We start from the raw sequence: 6,000 nt of genomic DNA, 5'->3' as shown, positions 1-6,000 counted from the left end.
TAGGGAGTCCAAAAAAATAAATTATCCAAGTTCTGCGGTGAAAAACTTGACTCTTCAGCCTGCGTAGGCAGGCTTTGTCCGTATAGCCCCACCCTTGAGGGTGTGGGTTTTGGGTATTTTATTTTTTGGAGTTCCCTTAGTATGCAGCCAGAGTCAGACTTTACGAATTGCTGATGGCGAGTTTTCAAGGCATTTCTGAGGCTTTTCAACTTCTCAACTTCATTAGAGACTTAGGATTTGTCCCGAGGATTTAGCCTATTTGCACGCCAATTTGGGATAATAAATAAAAGCTAAGGGAAACATTTTTTTATGAGCGAAACAGTAACCGATATCAATCTGCCAGCGCCATTCCCTGACCATACGCAACTACCAGAAGAAGATGGCACCTTTGTGAAAAATTTTCAGGAGCATCCACAAAGTATTCTGTTGACGGATTCCCTGGGGCCAGTCTTAGAGGCAAGGCATCCGGATGGACAGTATTGTATTGGACAAGATAGCGGCATTTACTGGCGAGAAACGGATCCCCCGGAAAAGGGAGCGGAGGCCCCGGATTGGTTTTATGTGCCGAATGTCCCACAGAACCTGGATGGGGAGGTGCGTCGTTCTTATGTGCTGTGGCGAGAATTGAGGGCCCCTTTGATTGCCTTAGAATTTGCCAGTGGCAATGGCGCGGAAGAACGGGATAGAACTCCCCTGGGGGTGTCTATGGAGGGAAAAACGGTTAAACCGGGTAAGTTTTGGGTGTATGAACAGATTATCCGCATTCCCTACTATGGAATTTATGAAATCAAGTCGGGTCAGTTAGAGGTTTATCATTTGACGGATTTTTCTTATCAAATGATAGAACCGAATGAACGAGGTCATTATCCGATTGTGCCGATGGGAGTGGAGTTGGGTTTATGGCAGGGGACTTATCAAAATCAAAACCAATTCTGGTTACGTTGGTGGGATTTGGAAGGGAATCTGTTGTTGATTGGTTCGGAACGCGCTGAATTGGAAAAACAGCGAACGGAACAGGAAAAACAGCGTGCCGAACAGGAAAAACAGCGTGCCGAACAGGAAAAACAGCGCGCCGAACAGGAAAAACAGCGCGCGGAAGCGGCAGAACGCAAAGCGGCACGATTAGCGGAACGTTTGCGATCGCTAGGAATTGATCCGGATGCGGAGGCGGATATCTAAGCCGATCGCCCCTGCATCTGTACGAATCCACAAACCAAAAGCGATCCCGATAGGGGGCGCTTTTTTATTCAAAGCTCTGATCAAACCGGAATCCTGTGATAAATCCCTCCTTTTAAAGGAATCCTACCTTCCCATAATTTGTTCTATAGATAGACTATTAAATTGGGTAAATTTGGTAAGATTAATAATTAATTAGAAGCTCTTATATGATATGATAAGCAGTGAAAATGATAGAACATGACCCCTCAGAAAACTCATGAAAATTAATCAACTATCCCTAAGTTTGAGCCTAGTCGGCTTAATCGGACTGATTGGCTGTACTGAACAGACAACGGGCAGAATTTGCGAATATACTCCGGCTGCGGGCCAACCCAACCCATTAGGCGAACAAGCGAGTTTCAGGGTTCGAGAAGAAGCGGGAGATACAATTTTCACCTATCAACCGGACCCCAGCGAAATGCTAGATCAGACGATTGAACTTTCAGGAAGGCGAGAGTTAACCTATAGAAATACGGACTTAGATACTGCCCGAGTCATCTTGATTCAAAACCCAGAGCACTATAAGCGACTGATTGACAAAGAAACCCCCGAAGATTTTGCTGCGGTGAATGAAAGTTTAACCTGTCGGTAATAAGACGAAAAGCAATTAAAGAGTCCGAGTCACCTGGAGAGGGGAAGCCCCAGGGTAAAGATGTGGGGTAATTAATAAGCGTGCCGATCGCCTCGGTTCGCTATAATAAAAAAATAAACAGATATGATTGCTGCGCTCAATCCCAGGAACCTTCACCTCTATGGCTTTACCTATAGTTGCTATTATCGGACGCCCAAACGTGGGCAAATCAACCCTTGTCAATCGGATTGCTGGGGGTAAACAGGCGATCGTCCATGATGAACCGGGAGTCACCCGCGATCGCACCTATCGAGATGCCTTCTGGCAAGACCGAGACTTTCAGATTGTCGATACCGGCGGATTAGTCTTTGATGATGAGACCGAATTTTTACCCTTAATTCGAGAACAAGTGCTGGCAGCCCTTTCGGAATCGAGCGTTGCCCTATTTGTGGTAGATGGACAACTCGGGGTCACGGAAGCCGATCGCGAAATTGCCAACTGGTTGCGGCATCAAAAAGTCCCCGTTGTCCTTGCCGTGAATAAATGTGAATCCTTAATGGAAGGATTGACCCAAGCGGCAGAATTTTGGGAATTAGGCATGGGTGAACCTTATCCCATTTCTGCCATTCACGGCAGCGGAACAGGGGATTTATTGGATGTGGTGATTCCCCACTTGCCGCCGACTTCTGAAATCGAAGAAACGCCGGAAATTAAAGTGGCGATCGTTGGCCGTCCCAATGTGGGAAAATCCAGCTTACTCAATGCCTTTGTGGGAGAAAAACGGGCGATTGTTAGTCCAATTTCTGGAACGACTCGCGACAGTATCGATACCTTTGTGGAACGGAACGGCACGAACTACCGAATTATCGATACTGCCGGGATTCGTAAAAAGAAAAATGTCGAATATGGACCGGAATTTTTTGGCATCAACCGGGCGTTTAAAGCGATTCGTCGGGCAGATGTGGTGCTGTTGGTCATTGATGCAGTCGATGGGGTAACGGAACAGGACCAAAAACTGGCGGGACGAATCGAAGAAGATGGAAGGGCCTGCGTCATTGTCATCAACAAATGGGATGCGATCGAGAAAGATTCCTATACCATTTATGACTATGAACGGGATATTAAGAGTCGCCTCTATTTCCTAGAATGGGCGGAAGCAATTTTTGTGAGTGCCGCCACGGGGAAACGGGTGGAAAACATCCTGGATTTAGTCGATAAATCCGCCGATGAACATCGTCGTCGGGTTTCCACTTCGGTGATTAATGAAGTGCTAAAAGATGCCTTGCATTGGCATAGTCCTCCGACTAGCCGCCAAGGAAAACAGGGTAAAATCTATTATGGAACTCAGGTTACCAGTCAACCTCCGACCATTGCCCTGTTTGTGAATGACCCGAAACGATTTAACGATAATTATCGCCGTTATATCGAGCGTCAATTCCGTGAGCAACTGGGATTTACCGGCAGTCCATTGCGGTTGTTATGGCGGGGTAAAAAAGCTCGGGACTTTGAGGATAATAATACCACCAATCGAGCCGTTAAGGTTTAGGTTGTTCCAATAACTGGCTATTCGGCGTGGGGGCAATTTATGAAATGCCCCTACAAAAAAGACAGGGTGAACCCGAACCCCTGGGACAGCGGTTTTAGACGCTTTGAACATTTACTTTCTCGAATCCGATGGATTTATTGCGATCGCTGCCTATCGGCTTGTATTTAGAACAACCCATTACCTGGTTACATCACTTAGATGCGCGAGTCAAACTGCTGTGGTTGATGAGCTTTTTAATTGCGCCCGTCTTAGCGAATCCGATTTGGCGGATTGGGTTGGTTTTACTGCTAATTTTGATTACGATTAGTGCCTTGATTCCCCTGCGAGTCTGGCGCAAACAAATGGGGTGGTTGTTAACCCTGTCTTTGTTAATTTGCCTGATTACAGCGATCGCCCCCGATGGACTCCCGGTAGAACACCAACCCCGCCTTCCTTCTCAAGAACTAACCTTCGATCGCCAACCCCTCACCCTCCCTCCAACCCCGGTCAGAAATCCGTGGTACAATCCCTTTGGCTGGGGTCAAGAAACCCCCGAACCCGAGGAGACGATTGACAGTGAACTCCCCCAACCCACGGATTACCGTTACGTCCTCTTTGAACAAGGGCGGTTTACGGTTACCCGTCGTTCTCTGGATTTAGGAATCCGGATTGGTACTTTATTTTTCACCTTAATTTATAGCACCAATCTGTACCTTTTGACGACAGCCCCGGAAGAGATTACGGCGGGAATTGAAGATTTAATGAGTCCTCTGAAACGGTTTAATATTCCCACCACAGAAATAGCCCTAACTTTAACTCTATCCCTGCGGTTTATCCCCCTGGTGTTAGAAGAAGTTCAGAACTTAATTCGTTCCGTGCGAACTCGGGCAATTAATTGGAAAAAATTGGGCTTGCGGGGAACAACCAAAGTATGGTTTAGTGTAGTAGAAAGATTGCTAGAAAATCTGCTATTGCGTGCTAAACAAATTGCGGGAGGGATGCAGGTGCGAGGATTTACGACGCCGAATACCCATCGGGTGCAATGGCATCCGTTAAAACTCAGAAATGGAGACTGGGTGGCGATCGCCATCTTGTTCGGATTTTGGGGGATACGTTTCATCTGGGGATGGCAAGCGTGAATCCATTAAACACAAAACCCCTCCCCCCTTGGTATTGGCGATCGCTGCCCTTAAAACAACGGACGGGAACTCAAGTATTTGAGGCATTGTTTCTCATTCCCCCATCTCAGAACAAGCAACCGGAAGCGGCGATCGCCACCCTCCTAGAAAGTCCTTATCCCACTCCCACCCCCATCCCCGAAGCGAGATATTCTATCTGTGCCGGTGCCCCGAGATGGATTGACAACCGTCCTCAATTGTGGACGCCAAAAGTTGGAGAAATTCTGCCCAGTTTGCGGCAACTATTGCATCGCAAACAGCCCGAACAACCCAAACTCATTCAAGCACTTGATAACCCTGAAATTCTGAATCGCGATGCGCTTCCTTTCACTGGAGGATGGTTAGGATGGTTGGGGTATGATTTAGCCTGGGAAATTGAAAATCTTCCCCATTTGAACGATGATCCCCTGCCCTTTCCGGTGAGTTACTGGTATGAACCGGCCAACTTTGCGGTCCTGGACCATCATCAACAACAGTTGTGGATTGCCAGTAGCGATCGCGCTGAACTGGACCTCCTCGAACAGAAGCTAGAAAGCTCTTTTGCCAAGGAAAACTCTCCTCACCCCTCACCTGAAACCGAGGGTTTGATTCCCCCTTACCCCCAATTTCATTTGTCGCAATTTGACTATGAAGAACGGGTCAGGAAAGCTCAAAAATATATCACTGCTGGGGATATATTTCAAGCCAATTTGTCTCTGCGATTTGAAACGACAACTCAGCAGGAGAGTTGGGATGTTTATCGCAGCTTGCAGACCATTAATCCCTCTCCGTTTGCCAGTTATTGGCGGACTCCCTGGGGAGATGTGGTGAGTTGTTCTCCGGAGAGATTGGTGCAATTACAAGGAAAAACTGCACAGACTCGTCCGATTGCTGGAACTCGTGCCCGGGGGAAAACACCAGAGGAGGATGAACAACTGGCTACCGAATTACTCGCTAACCGGAAAGAACGGGCCGAACATATTATGTTAGTGGATTTGGAACGGAATGATTTAGGGAGAGTTTGCGAATGGGGAACGGTCCAAGTTAATGAATTGTTGACCATTGAACGGTATAGTCATGTGATGCACTTGGTGAGTAATGCGGTGGGTACTCTCAGGGGCGATCGCGATAGTATTGATTTAATTCGCGCTACCTTTCCCGGTGGCACCATTACCGGCTGTCCCAAAGTTCGATGCATGGAAATTATTGAAGAATTAGAACCCGTGCGGCGCAGTCTGTTTTATGGTTCCTGTGGCTATTTAGACTGGCGAGGACAGATGGATTTGAATATTTTGATTCGGACCTTATTATTTGCGCCAGAGACATCGGGAACGGCCAAAAATGAGGGAAAAACCTATCAAGTTTGGGGACAAGTGGGGGCCGGAATTGTGGCTGATAGTGAACCGGAAAAAGAATGGTATGAGTCCCTAGATAAAGCCCGTGCCCAATTGGCAGCATTGCAGATGGCGATCGCCTCCGGTGAAGGGTGAGGAAAGAGGCGATCGCCTGCGCCCGGTGTTATGAAAATG

Annotated in this window: 5 protein-coding genes; all 5 read left to right on the top strand. The window is 47.5% G+C overall.

Features of this window, described 5'->3' with window-relative positions:
• Positions 1-309 precede the first annotated feature (309 nt).
• On the top strand, positions 310-1,179 hold the full coding sequence (locus NG833_RS10035) for a Uma2 family endonuclease (protein ID WP_254565151.1): 870 nt from the start codon (positions 310-312) through the stop codon (positions 1,177-1,179).
• Positions 1,180-1,435: 256 nt separating this feature from the next.
• Positions 1,436-1,810 carry a hypothetical protein gene (locus tag NG833_RS10030; RefSeq protein WP_254565150.1) on the top strand — a complete coding sequence of 125 codons (375 nt, stop codon included), beginning with the start codon at positions 1,436-1,438 and terminating at the stop codon, positions 1,808-1,810.
• Between the two features lie 160 nt (positions 1,811-1,970).
• On the top strand, positions 1,971-3,335 hold the full coding sequence (gene der, locus NG833_RS10025) for a ribosome biogenesis GTPase Der (RefSeq protein WP_254565149.1): 1,365 nt from the start codon (positions 1,971-1,973) through the stop codon (positions 3,333-3,335).
• A gap of 128 nt (positions 3,336-3,463) precedes the next feature.
• The gene (locus NG833_RS10020; RefSeq protein WP_254565148.1) at positions 3,464-4,453 is read left to right on the top strand and encodes an energy-coupling factor transporter transmembrane protein EcfT; all 990 of its coding nucleotides are present in this window, start codon (positions 3,464-3,466) and stop codon (positions 4,451-4,453) included.
• Positions 4,441-5,961, top strand: a complete 1,521-nt coding sequence (locus NG833_RS10015) for an anthranilate synthase component I (protein WP_254565154.1) — start codon at positions 4,441-4,443, stop codon at positions 5,959-5,961. Before NG833_RS10020 ends, NG833_RS10015 begins: the two co-directional genes overlap by 13 nt.
• The last annotated feature ends 39 nt before the right edge of the window (positions 5,962-6,000 follow it).

This window comes from Oscillatoria sp. HE19RPO, assembly GCF_024220515.1.
GTDB lineage: Bacteria > Cyanobacteriota > Cyanobacteriia > Cyanobacteriales > Laspinemataceae > Laspinema.
The sequence above is the reverse complement of the archived record's forward strand: the minus strand, read 5'-3'. Positions and strand labels throughout refer to the sequence as shown.